Below are 18,727 nucleotides of genomic sequence, written 5' to 3' on the forward strand. Positions count from 1 at the left end.
CGGTCGGCGCGGTGGGCGGCGCGGCCGGGCCCCGGCAGGCACCTCGGCTGCCCGGGGCCCTGCCCTCGCGACCGTGGAGCCCCCGGAGCCGGCGGCCTAGCGTCGTCGGGGTGACGTCCTCAGCTGCCTCTGCCAGCGCTGGCGCGCCCGGTACCGACATCCCGAGGGTGTCGGTCGTCCCCGGCGGCACAGCGACCACCAGCCTCACCGTCCGCAACGACGGCGACATCGTCGAGGCGTACCGCCTGGAGGTCGTCGGCGACTGCGCCCCCTGGACCACGGTCGAACCCGACCGGATCTCCCTCTACCCGGGCACCTCGGAGACCGTGACGATCCGGCTGGCGCCGCCGCGCTCCTCGCGGGTGCGGGCCGGGGAGGTGCCGCTGGCCGTGCGGGTGCTGCCCACCGAGCGCCCCGAGGCGGTCCGGGTGCCCGAGACCGTCGTCCACGTCGGGGAGTTCCGGGAGCTGCGCGCCGAACTGGTCCCGCGCCGCCGCCGCGGCTGGCTGCGCGGACGCTACCGGCTCGCCGTGCGCAACGAGGGCAACGCCCCCGTCCGGGTCGCCTTCGCGGCCGGACAGCAGGGCGAGGAGCTGCGCTTCGCCTTCCAGCCCACCGCCCAGGACCTGGAGCCGGGCGAGTCGGCGGAGGCGGGGCTGCGGGTCAGGGCGGGCGGCCCGGTGTGGTTCGGGACGCCCACGACCCGGCCGTTCACCGTGACGGCCGGCGAGGCCCGGGATGCCCCGGAAGGCACGGAGGCCGTGGCCGGCGCGACGGGCGCCGCCGGGGCCGGCGGCGTGAGCGGTGGCGACGGGGCGGGAGCCCCGGGAGGTGCGGCCGGGGCGCCCGGCACCCAGGGCGAAGGGGCCGGTGACGTCCCCGTACGGCCGCCGCTGGACGCCGAGTTCGTGCAGCTCCCGCTCCTGCCGAGGTGGCTGCTGGCGCTCCTCGCGCTGCTGCTCGCCCTGCTCGTCGCCTGGTTCGCGCTGGTCCGCCCGGCCGTCCGCAGCACCGCCAAGGAGGCCGCCGACGAGGTGGTCCAGCAGCGGCCAGCGCCCACCGCCGCGCCGAGCGCACGGCCCTCCGGCACCGGCGACGGCACCCGGCCCGGCGGTTCCGGCGCCACCACCGCGCCCGGGACCGGCGGCGACGGCGGCACGGGCACCGGACCGGGCCGGACGGGCGGCGGGCAGCAGGGCTCCGCCACCATCGACCTGGAGACCTCCGGCGGCCGGACCGCGACCGGCACATACACCGTGCCCCCGGGCAAGGCCTTCGGGATCACGGACATCGTCGTCGCCAACTTCCAGGGCGACGAAGGCGTGATGACCATCGGCTTCGGCGATCGCAAGATCACGACGATCGCGCTGGAGACCTTCCGCAACCAGGACTACCACTGGGTCACCCCCATCAGGATCACCGAGAGCCAGACCGTCACCGTCCAGGTGACCTGCGCGAAGCCGGGCACCCCGGCCTCCGGCCGACGAGCGGAGAAGTGCCACGAGGTCCTGAACGTGAGCGGAGTGCTCAGCGACCTCAGGTGAACCAGGCGGCGCGCCCATCCTGGGGCATCCGCGGCTCCGCGCAGGGACCCGGCCCCCGGCGCTGGCCGGAAAGAAGTCAAGGAAGACCGGGAAAGAGCGCTCTCAAGACGGAACCGGCGGGGCTCCCGGCTCTCCTCGGAGAACCGGGAGCCCCGCCGGCTCCCGCGCCTACTTCCGGATCCGCCCCGATCCGGAGGCCCCGCCGCCGCGCCCGCTCCGCCGCGACCGGGTCCGCTGCGGCTCGCCCTCCGCCGGGGCCGGTCCACGGTCGTGCCGGTACGCCTCGTCGGCCCAGTCGGCCAGGCTGCGCAGCTCGGTCTTGAGCTCGTCCCAGGTCTTCATGACGTTGCCCATGGTGCGGATCTCGAAGGGGACCATGACGGCGCCCTCCTCCAGATGCGGGGCGATCTGGTTCATGCCGCCGAAGACCCGCTGCTGGTACACGTGCGGCACGCCCCGGATCGCCGACATGGCGAAGTCGTAGAGCGAGACCGGGCCGTCCTCGATGTCCCGCGTCGAGTCCTCCTGGAACTCCAGCGTCCGCCCGTCCCCGGAATTCTCCTGGTATCCCGCGAGCAGGGTGAGGATCTGCTCGTCGCGGTCGGTCAGGAACGTCCTGAACTCGGCCTTGAGCAGCGCGTGCACATCCGAGAGCCGCGACCGGGACAGCACCGCCGTCAGGTTCTTGATCTGGCCCTCGTCCTGCTCCTCGGCGACGTAGTCCGCCACCGCCGCGACCTGCGTGAAGAACAGCTGGCAGTAGCCGTCGAGGGCGTCCGTGTCCTCGTCCTGCTCCTTGCGCTTCCTGTCGGCGGTGTCCGCCAGCTCGTACATGTCGACGACCGCCTTGGCGAACGCCTTCGCCTGGGTCAGCCGGAAGCGGGCCCGCCGGTTCGGCGCCCCCTGCGTGTCGGGCGCCGCGGTGCGCAGGTGGTCGAAGAACAGCGGCATCCCCTTGAGCGGCACGCCCACCGAGTAGTGCACGAACAGGCCGTCGCCGAGCCCCGGCTGCCCGGCGTGCTCCGGATAGTCCAGGTCCGGGGCGACCCGCGCCTCGGCGCCGCCCGGCAGGATCTCCAGCTCCAGCGGCAGATCGGCCAGCGGGGTCCGCTCGGTCTCCTGGTAGAAGCGGTCGCGTACGGCCCTGATCTCGTCGACGAGAGCGTCGAGCCGCCCCTTCCCCGCCTCGGCCTGCGAACCGACGACCCGGACCGCCCCCGTCACGAACTCGATGTTGGAGTAGCCCGCCCCGGAGTTCAGGCTCCGCTTGTCGGAGACGACCTTGAAATCCTCCCGGGTGCTCTTCGCGAGGTCGGTGTCGCCCTCGAACTGGTTCCCCGCCGCGTCCTCCACGGGGAGACTGACCTCCGTCTCGAAGCCCAGCATCCGCTGCACCGGGGCGGCGGCCCGCTGCGCGGGCACGGCGTCGGCGCACCCGCCGGAGCCGTGTGCCGGGTGCGCCGCGGCTGCCGCTCGCCTCGCTACGGGCGGGGGCCCGCCGGACATGACCCGGCGGGCGTTCGCCTCGGCCGCGCGCTCGAAGGCGTCGGCGGGGTCGGACAGCGCGAGCCCCGTGCCGTCGTCGCTGCCCGCGACCGGACCCTCGCGCTGCTGGACCACGTGCGTCAGCTCGTGCGCGAGCGTGTGCCGGTCGCCGCCGCCGGACCCGATCACCACGTCGCGGCCCGAGGTGTAGGCCCGTGCCCCGATCGCGGCGGCCGAGCGCCGGGCCGTGGCGCCGGTGTGGATCCGTACGTCCGAGAAGTCCGCGCCGAGCCGCGCCTCCATCTCCGCGCGCAGCGCCTCCCCGAGCGGCCGGCCGGGCCGCCGCAGCACCTCGTGGACGAGGGCACCGCCGCCCCCGTCGTCCGCCTGGTCCCGGTCCCGCGCGCGCTGGACGGCGCGCGCGACGGCCGCGTTCCCGACGAGGCCCTGAAGGGCCGCCGCGTCCACGGACCCGGCGGACGCGCCCGCCCGGCCCGCCCCGTCTCTCCGTCCGGTCCAGGCCGGCGCCGCCGCCCGGTCTGCCCGGTCTGCCCGGTCCGTCCGGCCCGCCCGGGTCTCGCCGACCGCCCTCTCGCCGGACGTGCCGCCCCGGCCCTCGGCTCTCGCGCGCACGGATCGCCTCCCGTTCGTCGTCACCGTTCCCGCTCCCGATGGTGCCGCCCCCGGGCCCGCCCGGACAGGCCCGGGAGGGCAGCGCCGGGGCCGTACCGCCTGCACCCCCGCCCGAGGGACACGGGAGGACGAGCGACGGGGCTGTTCCGGGCAACGAATCGCCCTCGTCCGTGTGAGCCTGCGCGGCCCGGCGGGTCCCACGCCGGAGGATGCCGGAAACCCGGCCGCGTGGCGCGTGGCGAGGAGGGGGACAGAGAGAGGAGCCGGCCGTATGACCACCCGGAGGAGGGCGGGTGCCCGCCCGGCACCCCTGACGGCCCTCGCCCTCACCCCGTTCCCGTTCGTGCTCCTCTCCCTCTCCCTCTCCCTCCTCCTGTTCCTGCCTCCGTCTCCGGCCCTCGCCGCCGACGGGGGGAAGCTGACCGCCGTGAGCGCCGCCGAGGGCGGTGCCGTGGAGCTCGACGGCACCGGCGAGCCCGGCCGCGTCGGCGGCCCGCTGCGCCTGGTCCTCAACGCGAGCCTCGGCGTCCCGAGCGTGGCCGTCGCCGCCGTCCTGGAGGCCGAGGGCGACCCGCACGACGCCCCGTGCACGGACCCGGAGAAGGTCCGCGCCCGCCTGAGGGACGCGCCCGTGCGGCTCGCCGCCAACGAGCCCGTCCCGGTCACCGTCGACCTGACCCTGCCCACCGAGTGCGCGGGCCGCTCGGGCGTCCTCGTCGTCTCCGGGGCGAACAGCGAACCGGTCTCCGTGCGCTTCGCCCTCGTCCGCGACGTGGAGCAGGAACCGCAGTACGCGGCGGCCCTGTGGTCGGCCCTCGGCCTCACCGTCGTCGCGTTCCTCTGGATGGTGCTGCCCTTCCGGCGCGAGGCCACCCACTGGGGCCAGGTCGAACCGCCCATCGACTCGCCCTGGTCCCTCAAGGACAGCTGGCTCACCAACGTCACCGCGCTCGGCGCGCTCCTCGGCACCGTGCTCGGCACCGGCGGGGTGCTCGGCGAGTGGCTGCCGGGCATCTCGCCCTCGCACTTCGTGAAGCTGAACCTGCTGTTCGGCGGCGTGATCCTGTTCGCCCCCGTCATCTACGCCGCCTCCTGCACCTGGGGCCGCGCGGACCTCCGCGTCCGCCGCACCGTACGGGAGACCCTGCGCGCGGCCCGCCGCGACAAGAGCCGGAAGCCGCCCCCGCCGCCGTCGCCGAAGTTCACCGCCACCGGCTGCGGCTGGGGTCTCGTCGCCTCCTCCTGCACGACCCTGTTCGGCGTGTACGGCCAGCTCGCGGTCCTCGTCGCGATGACCTGCTCGGCGAACACGGAGACCTGGCCCAAGGGCCTCCTCGTCGCCGCCCTCGCCGTCGCCGCCCTGGTCGTCTTCGTCTACGCGGTCCGGTTCGTGTACGGGGCGCTCGCCGAGGGCTTCGAGGACCGGCCGGCCCCGCCCGCCCGTGACGCCCAGGGCACGCGGAGCGACCGGCCGCCCGCCTTCGAGCCCCGCAGCGCCCCGCGTACGGGGACCTCGGCCGCCCTGTGAGGAGCGGGGCACATGGCGCCGCCGCCCCGCCGGACGGATCCTGAAGGGGAGGGGGCCCATCCGACACCGCACGACAGCAGGAGGCGGCGGGCCATGACACGGCACCTGGAGTGGAAGGTCGGCCTGGATCTGGTCGAGGACGGCGGCACGACCCGCGCGGAGGCGCGCCTGGACACCGGTACCTCGCGCCTCACCGGCCGAGGCAGCGCCCGGTGCGCCCCGGCCGACGTGGACGTACCGGCGATCGGCGACGAGATCGCCGCGAGCCGGGCCATGAAGGACCTGGCCGGCAAGCTCATGAACGAGGCCGGCCGGGAGATGGAGGCCGCCGGAGCCGATACCGTGCCCCGGCGCACCGGACCCGGATACGGCTGGCCGGAGGCGGTCTCCTGAGGGACCGCCGGAACGAAACAGCACGAAACCGCACGAAACTGCACGAACGGAACGCACGGCGGAGCGGGCGGCGGAGGCGGGCCGGAGCCCGGGCCGGCGGGTCCGGTCCGGGCCCGCCGCTACCCGGCTTCCCCGCCCGGGGCCTCCGCGCCCTCCCCGTCGTACGCGAGCCGGTCGACGACCTCGACCACCCCGTCCACGTCCTCGCAGAGCCGGACGAAGACCGGCCCGATGCCCCGGCGCGGCAGCGTGCCGCTGAGCGTCACCCGGCCCTCGGCCACGTCGATGTGCAACGAGGCGGGCGACAGGCCGAGGATGCGGGTGACCACGTCCTCCAGGATCTCCTCCTGGATGGCCCGGTCCCGCCGCAGGAACAGCTGGAGCAGGTCGCTGCGGCTGAGCACGCCGATCAGCCGCCCGTCCGCGTCGACGACCGGCAGCCGCTTCACGTGGTGGCGTTCCATCAGCCGCGCCGCCTCGACGGCCGTCCAGGAGGGCCGGGCGGTGTGGACCGGGCTCGACATCATCGCCTCGGCCGTGCTCGGGCCGTCCTTCGAGGTGTGCCGGCGCATGAGATCCGCCTCCGAGACCACTCCGACCGGCCGGTCCTCCGGGTCCACCACGGGCACGGCCGTGATGCCGTACTCGTCGAGCAGCCGCGCGATCTCCTTGAACGGCGTGCCGGGCTGGACCGCCACGGCGGTCGGTGTCATGAGGTCGGCGACACTGCGGTGCCTCATCTTCGTCCTGTCCCTTCTCGGCTCCTTTGTCCATGATCCCTCACGGGATCGGTGGTCGGAGCCGGGAAGCGGACGGGAGGGGCGCGCTCAGGGCGAGGGGGAAGGCGAAGGGGACGAGGCCGGCTCGGTCGGCTTCGGCAGGTCGTAGACGTGGTCCGGGGTCACGATCTCGGTGATCGCCTTCCCGAAGAGCGTGCTGGGCTCGGTCTGCCCGTGCGGGATGTCGGTGTTCAGGAGCACGACCAGGGTCGCCTGTTCCTGGGGCAGATAGATCGTGAGCGACTCGTAGCCGGGCAGCGAGCCGTTGTGGCCGATCCAGCCCTCGACGTTGAAGATGCCGAGGCCGTAGCCGGTGTCCGTCATGCCGCTCGCGGAGTCCGTCTTGAGGCGCTGCGCCTGGGTGTCGGCCGTCAGGAGCGTGCCCGTGGCGACGACCTTCGCCCACGTGCGCATGTCCTGGAGGTCGGAGATCATCGCGCCGGCGGCCCAGCCCCAGGACGGGTTCCAGTCGGTGGCGTCCTCGACCTGGCCCGTCGCCGTCTGGTTGGTGTAGCCGTGGGCGTGCGGGTGGGGGAACTCCGCGCCGGTCGGGAACAGGGTGTGCTTCAGACCGGCCGGCCGCACGACCTTCTGGTCGATGTAGTCGTGCAGCGGCATCCCGGAGACCTTCTCGACGACCAGGCCCAGCAGGATCGTGTTGGTGTTGGAGTACTCGAACTGCGTGCCGGGCGCGAAGTTGACCGGGTGCTTGAACGAGTAGTCCAGCAACTCCTGTGGAGTGAAGGGGCGTTGCGGGTTGGACGTGAGCGCCTTGAAGAAGCCCTCGTCCATCGAGTAGTTGTACAGGCCGCTGCGCATCCCGGCGAGCTCGCGGAGCGTGATGCGGTCGCCGTTCGGGACGCCGGACACGTAGTCGCCGATGGGGTCGTCGAGGCCGACGCTGCCCTGGTCGACGAGCTGGAGCAGCGCGGTGACCGTGAAGGTCTTGGTCTCGCTGCCGATCCGCATGTAGAGCCCGGGGCTCATCTGCTGCCCGGTCGCCTTGTCGGCGATGCCGAAGGAGCGGATGTACTCGCCCTTGCCGGGGGCGGACAGCGCCACCATCACGCCGGGCACGTTCGCCTCGGTCATCACGCCCTTGATCGCGGTGTCGAGCCGCGCGGCGACCTCCGGACTGAGCTGCGGGAAGCGGTCCGCCGAGGAGGGTGACGGCGAGGTGGGCGTCGGCGAGACCGGTGACGGCGACGGGGTGTCCGCCGTGGTGCTCGCGGCGACCGGGCCCGGTGGTTCGGGGGCCGGGGCCGTCGCGCCGTAGGCGGCGCCCGCTGCCGCCGGTACGGTCAGGGTCCCGGTGAGGGCCACACCGATGCAGAGCCTGCGCCAACGCGCCTGCGAGTACCTCACGGCAGCCTCCTGCCAGACGAGGGCAACTCCGTCTTCCAGGCTAGGCCCGCGCCCCCGGCCCCGCACGGTGGGCGCGGCCCCGCCCTCAGGCCCGGAACACCCGGGCCAGCGCCCCGGCCAGGCCCTCCGCCGTGGGCGGATCGAGGCGCGCTCCCAGGTAGCCGTCGGGCCGTACCAGCACGGCCGTCGGCGGGCGTACGGAGAAGGCGCGGGCGAACTCGCCCCGCGCGTCCAGGTACACGGGCAGCTCGGGCGGACCGACGCTCGCGCCGGGCACCTCGCCGGGCACCTCGCCGGGCACCTCGCCGGGCGCCGCGCCGGGGGCGAGCAGCGCGAGGGAGCGCACCGCGCCGTGCGACAACTCCCGCGCGTGCTCGGCGAGTCGGGCGAAGCCGCCGCTGGTCCGCACGTCCCCGTAGAGCAGCAGGACGTGGTCCCGGCCGCGCAGCAGCTCGTACAGGCGCAGCGGCCGGGCGGCCGTCCCGGCGGCGAGTCCCGCGCAGTCGGGCACCCGGTCGCCGGGCCGGGGTCCGGGCCCGCCGTCGTCGGGGGCCGCCGCGACGAGGGGGCCGGCCCGGTAGCCGACGAGCAGTTGGGCCTCCCGCAGGAGCAGCGTCTCCGGGGCCTCCGGGTCCGCCTCCACGCCCCCGCCGGCGTGCCGCACGGTCCGGCCGACGACCTCCTCGCCCACCGGGCGCCGCTCGGCGTCGTAGCCCGCGAGCAGCCCGGGGGCGGCGGTGCCGTCGAGGGCGAGGGCGAGCTTCCACGCCAGGTTGTGGGCGTCCTGGATGCCGGTGTTCATGCCCTGCGCGCCGGTCGGCGGGTGGATGTGGGCGGCGTCGCCCGCGACGAACACCCGGCCCTCGCCGTACCGGTCCACCAGCCGGTGGCTGATCCGGAACACCGACGACCAGCGCAGCGCCGACGCGGTCGCGGGCCGGGGCGCGAGGCGGTCCAGGACCGCCTGGAGGTCGGCGAGCCCGGGCGCCCGCGCGCCGCCGTCGAGCCCGTGCGCGGGGGCGCTGTCCCGGGGCCCGCCGCTCGGCGGTCCAGCGCTCCGGGGCTCGCCGTCCCGGGGCGCGGTGGACAGCTCGGGCGGCACGTTCATGGACACGCGGTAGCGCCCGCGGCCCGGCAGCGGGATGCAGACCAGCACGTCGTCCCGGGCTCCCGGGCCCGCCGGGCCGCCGTCCGTGCGGGTCGAGCGGACCGCGTACCCCGGCGGCAGGTCCCAGTCGAGCTCGACGTCCCCGAGCATGTACTCCTCGGGGAAGGCGCCGCCCTCGAAGCCGAGCCCGAGCCGCTTGCGCACGACGCTGTGGGCGCCGTCGCAGCCCACCAGGTACCGGCAGCGGAGCTCCTCGGCGACCGGCGCCCCGTCGCCTCGGCCGGTGACCAGGCGGGCGGTCACGCCGTCCGCGTCCTGGTCGAACGACACGAGTTCCGTGCCCCGTTCGACCGCGGTCCCGAATCCGGCCAGGAACTCCTCCAGGATCCGCTCCGTCTCGTACTGCGGCAGCGAGGCGAAGCGGTACGGCACCTCCGGGGGCAGCGTCAGCTCCAGGCGGGAGCGCTCGGCGCCGTCCACGTACCGGAGCTGCCCGCGCAGCGGCACGGACGCCTCCAGGGCCGCCCGGACGCAGCCCATCCGGTCCCAGACCTCCAGCGTGCGCGGCTGGATGCCGACCGCCTTGGCGTAGGGGAGGCGGGCCGGCAGCCGGTCCACGATCCGCACCCGCGCGCCTCGGCGGCGCAGTTCGGCGGCCGAGGTGAGCCCGACCGGTCCGGCACCGACGACGAGGACGTCGGTTCCGTGGCCGCTTCCGCTGGTGGTCTCGCCGCGCATCTCCGCGCCTCCGGATCCCTGGCCGTCACGGGCCCCTCCACCATCGTGGGCCGAGGGGACCGCCGGGCGCACGCCGGGGCGGGGCGAGCCTGGGGGGAGCCTGGTGAGCCGAGGGTCCACCCCCGGCTCACTCCTCCGCCAGGACCTCGCGCAGCGCGGCGACGGCGTGGTCCCGGTGCTGGTCCAGCCACCGCACGGCCGCGTCGACGTCGCCGGCCGCGAGGGCCGCGATGACGGACCGGTGCTCGTGCACGGCCAGCTCCCGGTGCGCGTCCTCGGTGTAGTAGAGCGAGCGGTACGCGTCCGTCGCGTCCCACAGGGTGGCGATCAGGCGCACCAGGCGCGGCATCCCGGAGGCCTCGACGAGGGTGAAGTGGAAGCGCCGGTTCGCCTCCGCCATGGCCGTGACGTCACCGGCGGCTGCCGCCCGCTCGACCTCCCGCTGGGTCTCCTCCAGGGCGTCGTGGACGCCGTCCGGCAGGCGCGGGGCGGCCGTGCGCACGGCCTCCGTCTCCAGCAGCCGCCGGATCCGGTAGATCTCCTCCAGATCGGCCAGCGACAGCTCGGCCACGAAGTAGCCCCGGTGGACGTGGTGGACCACCAGCCCCTCGGCCTCCAGGGCCTTCAGGGCCTCGCGCAGCGGGACCCGGCTCACGTCGAGCCGCGCCGCCAGCGTCTCCTGCCGGATCGCGCCGCCCGGCCGCAGCTCCCCGGAGGTGATGGCACGCCGCAGCTCCGCCAGGACGAACTGCTGGGCGGTCGGTGGCCGCCGCCTCTCCACGGCGCTGCTCATCACCGGTGGCCTTTCGTTTCGGGGAGCGCTCGGTCCGCCCCGGGTGTCCCGTACATCGTGCTCATCTTGCTACGGCCGGTGCGCCGCCCGCCCCGGCACCGGTCCGGCGTCCGGCAGCCCGGCCAGCAGCTCGGCGGTGTGCTCGCCCAGGCGCGGCGGCGCGGAGCGGTACGCGGCGGGGGTCGCGCCGAACGCGATCGGGTGGGCGACCTGCCCGGGGCCCGCCGCCTCCACCGGGACGCGCGGGGCGAGGCCGAGGCGGTCGGCGAGGGCGAACGCGGCGCCGAGGTCGTTGATCGGCCCGCAGGGCACGCCCGCGCCCGTGAGCTCCTCGAACCAGGCGTCGGCTGTCCGGCCCGCCAGCGGCCCGGACAGCTCCTTCACCAGTTCCTCGCGGTGCGCGACGCGAGCGCTGTTGTCGGCGAACCGGGGGTCGTCGGCCAGCCCGGGGCGCCCGATCCGCTCGCACAGCGCGCGGAACTGGCGGTCGTTGCCCACGGCCAGGACCAGCGGGCGGTCGCTCGCCGCGAACTCCTCGTACGGCGCGATGCTCGGGTGCCGGTTGCCCATGGCACGCGGGACGACCCCGGCGGCGAGGTGGGCGGCGGACTGGTTGGTCAGCGCCGACAGGAGCGAGCCGAGCAGCGAGACCTCGACCCGCTGCCCCTCGCCGGTGCGCTCGCGGTGCCGCAGGGCGGCCAGGACGCCGAGGCCCGCGTGCAGCCCGGTGATGACGTCGACGAGGGCGACGCCCGCCTTCGTACCGGAGCCGCCGGGCTCGCCGGTGACGCTCATGAGGCCGCCCATGGCCTGGACGAGGAGGTCGTAGCCGGGCAGGTGGGCGCCCTCCGCCGCGCCGAAGCCGGTCACCGAGCAGTAGACGAGCCCCGGGTTGGACTCCCGCACCCGCTCGTAACCGAGGCCGAGACGGTCCATGGTGCCGGGGCGGAAGTTCTCCACCAGGACGTCGGCGCGGTCGACGAGCGCGCGGGCCGCCGCCAGGCCGTCCGGGTCGCCCAGGTCGAGGGCGACGGAGCGCTTGTTGCGGTTCACACCGAGGTAGTACGTGGACTGCCCGTCGGCGAACGGCGGGCCCCAGGCACGGGTGTCGTCCCCCGTGCCCGGCCGCTCGATCTTCACCACCTCGGCGCCGAGGTCCGCGAGCAGCATGGTCATGTACGGCCCGGCGAGCACCCGTCCGAAGTCGGCGACGACGATTCCGGACAGGGCGCCCGGAGCGGGCGTCTCCGGGGGATCCAAGGGCATTCCGCTCTCCTTCGTCGGCGAACAGGCGAACAGGCGATCAAGCGATCTGGCGATCCCGTCGCCCGGCGATCCCGTCGCCCGGCGATCCGGTCGTCCGGTGATCGGGAGGTCCCCGGACCGTATGCGGTGGAGAGCGGGGATTCAAGACTGGATCCAATATCCAATCGGCCGCTAGGCTGCGGCACGCCGAGTTGCCTTTCGAGTCGTCGCAGTCGCCAGGAGGCCGTCCGTGAAGTCGTCGCCGAAGCCGTCGCGTCCGTCGCAGTCCTCGCCCGTCCACCCTCTCGACCTGCTCGCGGTCGACGGGCTGCTGACCGACGAGGAGCGCGAGATCCGCCGCACCGTCCGGGCCGCCGCCGACCGCGAGCTGCGCCCGCACGTGGCCGAGTGGTTCGAGGGGGGCGCCATCCCGGCCCGCGAGCTCGCCCGTACCCTCGGGGGCCTCGGCGTCCTCGGGATGCACCTGGAGGGCTACGGCTGCGCCGGGACCGGCTCCGTCGCCTACGGCCTGGCCTGCATGGAGCTGGAGGCCGTCGACTCCGGCCTGCGCTCGCTCGTCTCCGTGCAGGGCTCGCTCGCCATGTACGCGATCTGGAAGTACGGCTCCGAGGAGCAGAAGCTGCGCTGGCTGCCCGGGATGGCGGCCGGTGAGTACATCGGCTGCTTCGGCCTCACCGAGCCCGACGCCGGCTCCGACCCGGGCGCCATGCGCACCCACGCCAAGCGGGACGGCTCGGACTGGATCCTCAACGGCACCAAGATGTGGATCACCAACGGCTCCGTCGCCGACGTCGCCGTGGTCTGGGCCCGCACCGAGGACGGCGTCCGCGGCTTCGTGGTCCCCACCGACACGCCCGGCTTCAGCGCCCCCGAGATCAAGCGGAAGCTCTCCCTGCGCGCCAGCGTCACCAGCGAGCTCGTCCTGGACGAGGTCCGGCTGCCCGGTGACGCGGTGCTGCCGGAGGCCCGAGGCCTGTCCGGCCCGCTCGGCTGTCTCAACGAGGCCCGCTTCGGCATCGTCTTCGGCGCGCTCGGCGCCGCCCGCGACTGCCTGGAGGCGGCGCTCGCGTACGCCGCCGACCGGACGGTCTTCGCCCGGCCCCTGTCCTCGTACCAGCTCACCCAGGCGAAGCTCGCCGACATGTCCCTGGAGCTCGGCAAGGGGATGCTGCTGGCCCTGCACCTCGGGCGGCTGAAGGACGCGGGCGAGCTGACCCCCGAGCAGATCAGCGTCGGCAAGCTGAACAACGTCCGCGAGGCCATCGCCATCGCCCGCGAGTGCCGCACGATCCTCGGCGCCAACGGCATCACCCTGGAGTACCCGGTGCTGCGCCACGCCAACAACCTGGAGTCGGTCCTCACCTACGAGGGCACGAGCGAGGTCCACGCCCTGGTCATCGGCAAGGCGCTCACCGGCGAGCAGGCCTTCCGCTGACCCGCCCGCCGCACGGGGACCCGCCGCCCCCGGCCCTAAGGCCTGTCGTCACACTCCCGTCTGCCGCCCTCCGGGCGACGACGGGACGTTGACGACACCCCCTAGCCGGCCGTCACGCGGTCCACGAACGCGTGCAGGTTGCCCATCATCCGCTCGACGCGCTCCGGCACGCTCAGGGACTCCTCCTGCCGCAGCCCGCGCAGCCGGGGCTCGCGCTTGCCGCGCACGTACAGCGGGCAGGCGAGGTCGGCGCACACGTACGTGCCGACGGTGTTGCCCTCCCGGCCGCGGCTGCCCGCGAGCGGCGCCGCGAGGAGCGTGACGCCCGAGGAGGCGTGCGCGGTCAGGCAGATCTGGCACATGCTGGACTTCACCGCGCTCGTCCGGCCCACCGCGGGCACCCGCAGGGTCACCCCGACCGGGCCGTCGGGGCGCGGCACGACCAGGTGCGCGCGCAGTGGCGCGCCCGGGTCCACCCAGCCCAGGAAGTCCAGGTCGGGCCACGGCAGTTCGGCGAAGTCGAGGGGGGTCTTCAGGCGGGCCGCGTCGCCCTTCGTGCAGTTCACGAAGGAGGCGCGGATCTCTTTGTCGGTCAGCGGTTCCACCCTGGGACGGTACACACCCTCCGGCGTCCCGGGCATCCCGTTATCGGGCGGCGCCGGGTCAGGCCACCCACTCCGGCAGACCGGGCAGCGACACCCGCGCCGGGGCGCCCGCGAGGGCCGAGGCGAGCCGCTCGGCGGCCGTCTCGTACACCTCGGGCGGCAGCGTGTACGGGATGCGCAGCCGGTGCTCGTGGGTGCCGGGGTCCACGCCGAACCGGGCGCCGCCCTCCACCCGCACCCCGTGCCCCAGGGCGCGCGCCGCGAGCTGGGAGGCGATCGGGCGGCCCAGGTCGATCCACAGGCACAGACCGCCCGGCGGCAGCGTCCACCGCCACTCCGGCACGTGCCGGGCGAGCGCCGTCACCAGCGCGTCCCGGCGCCGCCGCAGCTCCTCGGCGCGGCGAGGGAGCAGCGCGTCGACGCGGTCCATCAGGGCCACGGCGACGAGCTGGTCCAGCACCGACCCCGCCAGGTCGTGGGTGACGCGCACCCGCGCCAGCTCCGTCACCATCCGCGACGAGGCCCGCGCCCAGCCGACCCGCAGCCCGCCCCAGCAGCTCTTGCTGAGCGAGCCCACGCTGATGATCTGCTCCGCCGCGCCGGGCCCGGCCGAGGCGGCGAACGGGCGGGGTGCCGGCACGTCCAGCGCGATGTCCGACAGGGTCTCGTCCACCAGCAGCCAGGTCCGGGTGGACCGGGCCGCCCCGGCCACCTCCCGCCGCTGCTCCTCGGGCATCAGCCGCCCGGTCGGGTTGTGGAAGTCGGGGATCAGATAGGCGAGCCGGGGCGCGGTCTGCCGCAGCGCCGCGTCGATCAGCCCGCTGTCCCAGCCGGTCTCCGTGACCGGCACGGGCGTGATCCGCAGCCGGTGGCCGCGCATCGCGTCCAGGGCGTTGGTGTACGAGGGGTTCTCGGCGAGCACCCGGTCACCGGGCCCGCCCAGCAGCGCCAGGGCCAGCGCCAGGGCCTGCTGGGCCCCGGTCGTCACCAGGATCTGCTCGGGCCGGGTGGGCAGCCCGCGCGCGGTGTACCGCTCGGCGACGGCCGCGCGCAGCTCCGGCAGCCCGTACGGGTGGTAGCCCTGGGTCGTCGCGTAGCGCGGCAGCTCGGCGGAGGCGGCGGCCAGTGCCTCGGCGAGCAGCCCGGCCGGGGCCTCGGGCGCCGCGAGGGCGAAGTCGATCACCTCGCCGCCGGCGCCGTGGATGGCGGCGGGCCCGATCGGCGACTGGCCCTCGGGCAGCGCCGTCCAGGTCCCCGCGCCCTGGCGGCTGTGCGCGTAGCCGCTCTCGCGGAGCAGGTCGTAGGCCGAGGTCACGGTGGTCCGGCTGACCCCGAGGGCCGTCGCCAGCTCCCGCTCGGCGGGCAGCCGCATCCGCAGCGCCACCCGCCCGTCGAGCAGGGTCTGGCGCACGGCCCGGGCCAGCTCCCGGTAGCCGAAGCGGCCCTCGGGCGGCGGGGTGAGCAGCGCGGCGAGCTGGCGCCCGCTGAGCACGCGGTCCGCCACGGTGACCACGGATCGGACCACTCGGTCCTGTGCCATGCCAATCACTCTCCATTGGCTGTGCTGTCCAGGCCAATAAGGCTACAGACTCCGGTCAAGTGGCCCTCGGGGCACTGCGAAACGAAGAACCAAGGGGAGAGGAGCGCGGCATGTCCGGACACTTCACGGACCGGGACGAGAGGGCGTGGCAGGGGCGGGCGGAACAGCGGATCGCCGCACCGTGGGGCGTGGGGCGATGGCTCAGGTCGCTCAGGTCGCCCGGAGCGTTCGGGCCGCTCCGGGCGCTCCGCTCGCTCGGGGGGCTCGGGAGGCGGTCGCGCCGGCGGTCCGCCCACCGCGCCGCCGTCCCGGTCGCCCGGCCCCGTCCCCACGGGCCGGCGTGAACAGGGTCGTGGCCGGCGTCGGCGGCTCGCCGGCCTCGCTCGCCGCCCTGCGGCAACCGCCCTCGCCCGTCGCGAGGGCGCCGGGCTCCTGGCCGTGCTGGCCTGGGAGCCGCCGGAGGGGGAGACGGTGTACGCCCGCACCCCCCTGGTGGTGCCGGGGCCGGTGCTGAGCCGGGGTGAGGCCCGGGTCCCGCGGCGGCACGCCCGTACCGCCGGACGGGTGCCGGGGGAGTCCCCGGCGTCGCCTCAGACGACCGGCTGAGCGGCGGGCGCGCCCGGGGCGGGCGGCGAGACCGGGCCGGAGCCCGAGGGCGGGACGGCGGCCGAGGCCGGGGACGACTCGGAGGAGGCGGCGCTCGCCGAGGTGGACGTCGAGGCGGACGTCGAGGTGGACGCCGAGCCCGTGATCGACGACTCCGTCGCGGGCGCCGACGCGCTGGAGGCGGAGGACGCGGGCGACGAGGGCGAGGACGCCGACGAGGACGGCGCGGACGGTGAGGACGACGAGGTCGGGGCCGACGGGCTCGTCGACGAGGTGGACGGGGACGTCGACGGGGAGGTCGACGGCGACGTCGAGGGCGACGTGGAGGTCGACGTCGACGAGGACGGCGAGGCCGAGGGGGACGTCGTCGGCGGGGGCGGCGGCGCCGTGGGCCGGTCGTGGCGGCCGGTGTCGCCGGGCTTCCGGGCGATCCAGCGGTCCTGGTGCGGGTCGTAGATCACGAAGATGTTGATGACCGTCACCGAGGGCTGGACGACCACGGTGTTGCCCGCCCGGTAGCCGGGCCAGCCGGTGCCGACCTGCTTCGGCGCCGACTGGGCGACCGGCGGCGTCAGCGGGTTGCCGCAGGCGCACCGCACCCGGGGCACCCCGTGGTCGTCCACCAGGACGGCCGTACCGGCCTGGAGCACGGACTGGAACGGGGTCGCGGACCCGTCACGGAAGCCGTGGTTGGTGACGCGGGTGTCGACGCGGAGCTGGACCGAGGTCAGGGAGCGCAGATAGCCGGGGACCTCGTTCGCCGAGATGCCGACGACCTTGGCGAAGGCCGCGTTCTTCGGTGGCTCGTCGGCGAGGAAGCGGATCTGCCGCTCGACGTCGCAGCTCGCGGTCCGGTGGGTGCCGCCGTACAGGCCGGGGGCCGAACCCTGCACGCTGCGCGTGGCGTTGGTGTCGGCGCCGGTCTCGCTGGGCAGTGGAACGGGCGACATCGACGCGCCGGTCGACTGGGCCGTCGAACGGGTGAAGGGGTCGGGTCCGGACGCGGAGGTGTTCTGCAGGAAGACCTCGCCTCCGCCGCCTCCGCCGGCCTCGTTCTTCCCGCTGCCGCCGTCGCCCCGGGTGAGGACGACGACGAGCGCGATCGCCGCCACCAGGACGGCGGTGACCGAGGCGACCTTCGGGACGGAACGCCACCAGGGGGGCTTGCCGCCGCCCCCGGCCGCGCCGCCGGAACCCTGGCCGGGCCCGGGGCCTCCGGGGCCGGAGCCGCCGCCCCCGCTCCCGCCTCCGCCGCTCCCACCCCCGCCGGAGCCGCCCCCGGAGCCGTCGTGCGGCGGGCCGGGGGGTGGTGGGGGTGCGGGCTGCCCGGGCCGCGTCGTGGGGCCCGAGAGGGGTCCCGAGGGCGGGCCGGCGGGGGGAACCGGGGGAACCGAGGGGGTGCCGGACGGCGGGTGGGAAGTCACGTTTTTCCCTTTCTTCCGTTCCGCGCCCATTGTGTGCGCCCACCGGGGCCCGCCCGCAAGCGGACCGCGCCCACCGGTACTAGCGTGGGCGAGGTGAGCACCTCCCCGGGGAACCCGGCCCGTGACGCGGCCTCGGCCCTCCTCACGGTCGTCGCCGGATTCCTCGCGATGGGCGTCGTCGCCGGCCTCGGCCTGTGGGCCGCGGGCGCGACGGACCTCCCCGGCGGCGCGGGCGCGTTCGCCGCCGTCCTCGCCGCCGTCGTCGTCATGGCGGCGGGCGGACAGGTCGGCCTGTCCGGCAGCGCCGGCGACCTCGCCGGTACGCAGGCCGAACTCACCGCCATGCCGCTCAGCGTCACCCTGGTGGGCGCGCTCGTCGCCGGCTTCTGCTTCCTGCGGCCGCTGCGCCACCACGCCGTCGCCCGGGGGCGCGCCCTGCTGTCGCTCGCCGTGCCGACCGTCGTGCTGTGGCTGCTCGCCCTCGCCGGCCTCTCCGCGCTCGCCCGGCACGACTTCCCGATCAGCGTCGGCGGCGGCTCCCAGGACACCGGAAGCCTCGGCGACCTCTTCAACGAGCTCCTGAACGCCGTGAACCCCACCGTGGGCTTCCGCACCGACCTCGGCCCCACGCTCTTCTACGGCCTGCTGTGGATCCTCGGCGTCCTCGTCATCGCCCTCCTGGTCTCCCGCGCGACCCCGCTGCCGGCCCGCCTGGTCCGCCACCACCAGGCCGTGCGGCCCGCCGCCTCCGCGATGCTGCTGCTCGCCCTCGCGTACGTGGCGATCGGCCTCGTCACCGGGATCGTCGTCGCCGCGACCAAGGGGCACGCCGCGCAGACCCTCGCCGTGCTCCTCCTCGGCCTGCCCAACGTCAGCTGGCTCGCCCTCGGCGTCGGCATCGGCGGCTCCTGGCAGGGCAGGGTGGAGGGCCCGTTCGGCCTGCCCATGCCGCAGATCCTCGACGACGTCCTGCGCGGCGGGAACGGCGGCAAGGACCTCTCCACCGTGGACCTGTCGAGCCTCGCCTCCTACGACTCCCGCGCCTGGTGGCTGCTGCCCGTCGCCGCCGTCCTGGTGCTCGCCGCCGCCTTCGTGGCCGCCGTGCGCTCCCCGGCGGGCACCCGGCTCTGGCAGCACGCCCTGCGCCTCGGGATCGCCTTCGCCGTCACGATGCTGGTCATCGTCCCGCTGACCCTCGTCCAGGCGCGCTTCGGCCTCTCGGTCCTCGGCATCGGCGACCTGGCGTCGCTCGGCGGCGAGGTCCTGCTCCGCCCGGACGTCTGGCGCACGGCCGGCCTCGCCCTGCTCTGGGGCCTGGTGGCCGGCCCCCTCGGCGCCCTCCTCGCGAGCCCCGTCCACCGCCGGGGCGAGGTGCCCGTACGACAAGAGGACGCGGGCCCGCCGCCGAAGGGGTGAGGACCGCCCGGGCGGGCGGCACCCGGGGCCGTCCGGGAGACCGCGCGCCGCCGCCCTCCGGCCTCGGTC

At 75.5% G+C, this 18,727-nt stretch carries 14 protein-coding genes; 5 read left to right on the plus strand and 9 right to left on the minus strand.

Going from position 1 to position 18,727, the window contains the following annotated elements:
* Positions 1-167 precede the first annotated feature (167 nt).
* Positions 168-1,544 carry a COG1470 family protein gene (locus tag ACZ6J5_RS18820; protein ID WP_469392801.1) on the plus strand — a complete coding sequence of 459 codons (1,377 nt, stop codon included), beginning with the start codon at positions 168-170 and terminating at the stop codon, positions 1,542-1,544.
* A 168-nt stretch (positions 1,545-1,712) separates the two neighbouring features.
* Here the strand turns inward: ACZ6J5_RS18820 and ACZ6J5_RS18825 are convergent, their stop codons facing one another.
* Complete coding sequence (locus tag ACZ6J5_RS18825) at positions 1,713-3,662, minus strand: eCIS core domain-containing protein (RefSeq protein WP_469392803.1); 1,950 nt, start codon at positions 3,660-3,662, stop codon at positions 1,713-1,715.
* Between the two features lie 271 nt (positions 3,663-3,933).
* Here ACZ6J5_RS18825 and ACZ6J5_RS18830 point away from each other — a divergent pair, with 271 nt between their 5' ends.
* Entirely contained in the window at positions 3,934-5,190 is a 1,257-nt protein-coding gene (locus tag ACZ6J5_RS18830) for a hypothetical protein (protein ID WP_469392805.1), read from the plus strand.
* A gap of 93 nt (positions 5,191-5,283) precedes the next feature.
* A complete protein-coding gene (locus tag ACZ6J5_RS18835; RefSeq protein ID WP_469392807.1) occupies positions 5,284-5,583 on the plus strand; it encodes a DUF1876 domain-containing protein in 300 nt (99 codons plus the stop codon).
* A 119-nt stretch (positions 5,584-5,702) separates the two neighbouring features.
* Here ACZ6J5_RS18835 and ACZ6J5_RS18840 read toward each other — a convergent pair whose 3' ends face one another.
* From ACZ6J5_RS18840 to ACZ6J5_RS18860, 5 genes are all read right to left on the minus strand, one after another.
* Positions 5,703-6,323 (minus strand): CBS domain-containing protein, encoded by a 621-nt coding sequence (locus ACZ6J5_RS18840; RefSeq protein ID WP_469392809.1) that lies wholly within the window; start codon positions 6,321-6,323, stop codon positions 5,703-5,705.
* 87 nt (positions 6,324-6,410) lie between these two features.
* A complete protein-coding gene (locus tag ACZ6J5_RS18845) occupies positions 6,411-7,727 on the minus strand; it encodes a serine hydrolase domain-containing protein (RefSeq protein ID WP_469392811.1) in 1,317 nt (438 codons plus the stop codon).
* Between the two features lie 85 nt (positions 7,728-7,812).
* On the minus strand, positions 7,813-9,573 hold the full coding sequence (locus ACZ6J5_RS18850; protein WP_469392813.1) for an FAD-dependent monooxygenase: 1,761 nt from the start codon (positions 9,571-9,573) through the stop codon (positions 7,813-7,815).
* A 127-nt stretch (positions 9,574-9,700) separates the two neighbouring features.
* Entirely contained in the window at positions 9,701-10,366 is a 666-nt protein-coding gene (locus tag ACZ6J5_RS18855) for a GntR family transcriptional regulator (RefSeq protein WP_469392815.1), read from the minus strand.
* 69 nt (positions 10,367-10,435) lie between these two features.
* Positions 10,436-11,632 carry a CaiB/BaiF CoA transferase family protein gene (locus ACZ6J5_RS18860; protein WP_469392817.1) on the minus strand — a complete coding sequence of 399 codons (1,197 nt, stop codon included), beginning with the start codon at positions 11,630-11,632 and terminating at the stop codon, positions 10,436-10,438.
* A gap of 229 nt (positions 11,633-11,861) precedes the next feature.
* Here ACZ6J5_RS18860 and ACZ6J5_RS18865 point away from each other — a divergent pair, with 229 nt between their 5' ends.
* Positions 11,862-13,067, plus strand: coding sequence for an acyl-CoA dehydrogenase family protein (locus tag ACZ6J5_RS18865; protein WP_469392819.1), 1,206 nt, complete (start codon positions 11,862-11,864; stop codon positions 13,065-13,067).
* Between the two features lie 101 nt (positions 13,068-13,168).
* Here the strand turns inward: ACZ6J5_RS18865 and ACZ6J5_RS18870 are convergent, their stop codons facing one another.
* The 3 genes from ACZ6J5_RS18870 to ACZ6J5_RS18880 form a co-directional block, all read right to left on the minus strand.
* Complete coding sequence (locus ACZ6J5_RS18870; RefSeq protein WP_469392820.1) at positions 13,169-13,672, minus strand: FBP domain-containing protein; 504 nt, start codon at positions 13,670-13,672, stop codon at positions 13,169-13,171.
* Between the two features lie 58 nt (positions 13,673-13,730).
* Positions 13,731-15,212, minus strand: a complete 1,482-nt coding sequence (yczR, locus tag ACZ6J5_RS18875; RefSeq protein WP_469392822.1) for a MocR-like transcription factor YczR — start codon at positions 15,210-15,212, stop codon at positions 13,731-13,733.
* Positions 15,213-15,802: 590 nt separating this feature from the next.
* On the minus strand, positions 15,803-17,242 hold the full coding sequence (locus ACZ6J5_RS18880; RefSeq protein WP_469392824.1) for a DUF6777 domain-containing protein: 1,440 nt from the start codon (positions 17,240-17,242) through the stop codon (positions 15,803-15,805).
* A gap of 93 nt (positions 17,243-17,335) precedes the next feature.
* Here ACZ6J5_RS18880 and ACZ6J5_RS18885 point away from each other — a divergent pair, with 93 nt between their 5' ends.
* Positions 17,336-18,658 carry a streptophobe family protein gene (locus ACZ6J5_RS18885; protein WP_469392826.1) on the plus strand — a complete coding sequence of 441 codons (1,323 nt, stop codon included), beginning with the start codon at positions 17,336-17,338 and terminating at the stop codon, positions 18,656-18,658.
* Positions 18,659-18,727 lie beyond the last annotated feature (69 nt).

The sequence above is a fragment of the Streptomyces sp. NPDC042100 genome (genome assembly GCF_055582325.1).